The following is a 2,249-nucleotide window of genomic DNA, read 5'->3' as shown; positions in this document are numbered from 1 at the left end:
GGCTGGCCCGGGGACGTACCCGGGTGGTCGATGGTGACTTCACGTTCGAGTGCGGGCGCGCGGCGGTGCGGCGGCTGCTCGCCGACGGCGTACCCTTCGACGCCGTCTTCGCCCACAACGACCTGTCGGCCGCCGGCGCGCTGCAGGCGCTGCGCGACGCCGGGCGGCGCTTCCCGCAGGATGTCGCGGTGGTCGGCTTCGACGACCTGCCGCTGGCCGGGCACACCCACCCGCCGCTGAGCTCCGTGCGCCAACCGCTGCGGGAGATGGGTACGGCCGCCGCCCGGCTGCTCATCGCCCACCTCGCCGGCACCCCGCTGCCGGAGGGCCCGACCGTCATCCCCACCGGCTTCACCACCCGCGACTCGACCGGCGTCACCTGACACACCCCGCCGTACCCGGCGACCACGCCGGCGGGCCCGCCCGCCGGTGGCTCCACCGCACACCCTCCATCCACCACATCCCGCCCGAGGAATGCGGGACCACCGAGGGAGACCTCCATGAGAAGACGGCAACTCCTCGCCCTCGCGCTGGCCGGCGCGATGGTCACCACCGCCGCCGCGTGCGGCGACAGCCCGAACGCGAACAAGAAGAGCGGCCAGGCCGCGACGGTGCTGAGCGTCGGCATGCCCAACGGCCCGCAGGCCGAGAACAACAACCCGTTCCTCACCACCTCGGCCGCCGCCTCGCTTGGTTACCGGTGGCAGATCTACGAGCCGCTGATGATGTGGAACCCGGTGAAGCCGGCCGAGCCGTTCAAGCCGTGGCTGGCCACCAAGGCCGAGTGGTCGTCGGACTACAAGTCGGTGAAGGTGACCATCCGCGAGAACGCGACCTGGTCGGACGGGCAGAAGGTCACCGCCGAGGACGTCGCGTTCACCTACAACCTGGTGAAGAAGTTCCCCGCCATCAACGACCAGGGCGTGCCGTACACCGACGCCGTCGCCAGCGGCAACGAGGTCACCATCTCGATGGCCAGCCCGCAGTTCGTCAACCAGCAGAAGGTGCTGTGGCGGGTCCCGATCGTGCCCAAGCACCTGTGGGAGAAGATCGCCGACCCGGCCAGCGACCCGGTGAAGCAGCCGGTCGGCAGCGGCCCGTACACGCTCAAGTCGTTCACCCCGGCGAGCATGACGCTGGCGGTACGCGAGAGCGGCTACTGGCAGGACCTGCCGAAGGTGAAGGAGCTGCGGTACACGTCGTACACCGACAACAGCGCGCAGACCACCGCGCTGGCCAACGGCGAGGCGGAGTGGAGCTTCGTCTTCATCCCGAACTACCAGACCGTGTTCGTGGCCAAGGACCAGAAGAACCACAAGATGTGGGCGCCCCCGGTGCTCGGCATCCACGGTCTCTACCTGAACACCACGAAGAAGCCGTTCGACGACCCGACGCTGCGCAAGGCCATGAACATGGTGATCGACCGGGCGGACATCTTCACCACCGCCGAGGCCGGCTACTTCCACCCCGAGGTCAAGAGCGTGACCGGCCTGCCCAGCCCGGCCGGTGACTCGTTCATCGCGCCCGAGTACAAGGGCCAGGAGCACAAGGTCGACGTCGAGGGCGCCAAGGCGCTGCTCACCGGCGCCGGCTACAAGCTGGACGGCAACACGCTGAAGGACCGCAGCGGCAAGGCCGTCACGATCCGGCTGACCGACCCGGCCGGCTGGTCGGACTACCAGACCAGCCTGGAGATCGTGAAGGGCAACCTGGCGAAGATCGGCATCGCGGCGACCATCGACAAGGCCAACCAGGACGCCTGGTTCCGCAACGTCGAGCAGGGCAACTTCGAGGCCACGTTCCGGTGGACCGAGAGCGGCGCCACGCCGTACGACATCTACCGGACCATCATGGACGGCCGCGTGCTCAAGCCGATCGGCACCGCCTCCCCGGCGGGCAACTTCGGCCGGTTCGACAGCAAGGAGGCCACCGACGCGCTGGTGTCGTACGCCAACGCCACCGACGACGCCACCCGCGCCACCGCACTGGCCACGCTGCAGAAGATCTTCGTCGAGCAGATGCCGATGATCCCGGTCGGCGCGGACAACATCGGCGGCGCGTACAGCACGAAGAACTGGGTCGGCTGGCCGGACGACTCGAACCCGTACGGCGCGCTCCAGCCCACCCAGCCCAACGCGGTGGACGTGGTGCTGCACCTCAAGCCGGCCAACGGCTGACCCGGCGTCGCCCGCCCGGCCACCAACCCCCCGCCCGGCCCGCGGCGCCCCCCCCCCCCAACCCGCCACCCC

The 2,249-nt window shown here is 69.9% G+C and carries 2 protein-coding genes; both read left to right on the top strand.

Features of this window, described 5'->3' with window-relative positions; all coding sequences use genetic code 11:
• On the top strand, positions 1-383 hold a 383-nt coding region (locus tag KBX39_RS29320), incomplete at its 5' end, for a LacI family DNA-binding transcriptional regulator (RefSeq protein WP_210873636.1).
• A 117-nt stretch (positions 384-500) separates the two neighbouring features.
• On the top strand, positions 501-2,177 hold the full coding sequence (locus KBX39_RS29315) for an ABC transporter substrate-binding protein (RefSeq protein WP_104115738.1): 1,677 nt from the start codon (positions 501-503) through the stop codon (positions 2,175-2,177).
• Positions 2,178-2,249: the final 72 nt, after the last annotated feature.

This window comes from Micromonospora sp. D75 (assembly GCF_018070405.1).
GTDB classification, from domain to species: Bacteria; Actinomycetota; Actinomycetes; order Mycobacteriales; family Micromonosporaceae; genus Micromonospora; species Micromonospora chalcea.
This window is presented reverse-complemented; position numbering and strand designations above follow the sequence as displayed.